Genomic DNA, 474 nt, shown 5'->3' with positions numbered 1-474 from the left:
CACCTGTTCCGCCCATTTCTTTAGGGTAGCTCAACGCCACTGAAAGCAGATTGTCATCAGTAGAAACTTGGCCGTTACGACCCGCCGTTGCTGTTGCAGAAGTTGTGTAGAGTGTTGTCATTGTTTTAGTCCTTAATTATGATTTTGTACAATTAAATTGTGTGCAACTTAATTTTAAAGCTAGCTTAATTGATAAAATTTGAGCGCGCAAGTATATTGTGCACAATTTAAATTATTGGTGAGGCGATCATGAGCGACCAAGATGACTATCTAAAGCTGGATAATCAGGTGTGTTTCGCGCTGTATAGTGCATCGAATGCAATGAGTAGAGCGTATCAACCTTTGCTGAAAGCACTTGAACTTACTTACTTGCAATACATTGTGATGATGGTGCTTTGGGAAGAAAAAGAGATAAATGTCAAAGCGCTAGGCGCAAAAACGCATTTAGATTCAGGTACCTTGACGCCACTACTC

1 protein-coding gene and 1 pseudogene are annotated in these 474 nt (G+C 40.5%); one reads left to right on the top strand and one right to left on the bottom strand.

Annotation, left to right across the window (positions count from 1 at the left end; all coding sequences use genetic code 11):
* Window positions 1–121: pseudogene (locus AB4512_RS23775) on the bottom strand (organic hydroperoxide resistance protein); the annotation flags it as partial.
* A gap of 128 nt (window positions 122–249) precedes the next feature.
* Here AB4512_RS23775 and AB4512_RS23770 point away from each other — a divergent pair.
* On the top strand, window positions 250–474 hold a 225-nt coding region (locus AB4512_RS23770), incomplete at its 3' end, for a MarR family winged helix-turn-helix transcriptional regulator (protein WP_372175969.1).

The sequence above is a fragment of the Vibrio sp. 10N.222.52.B7 genome, from assembly GCF_041474275.1.
Taxonomy (GTDB): Bacteria; Pseudomonadota; Gammaproteobacteria; order Enterobacterales; family Vibrionaceae; genus Vibrio; species Vibrio crassostreae_C.
Note: the sequence above shows the minus strand (reverse complement) of the source record. Positions and strands in the feature narration are given on the sequence as shown.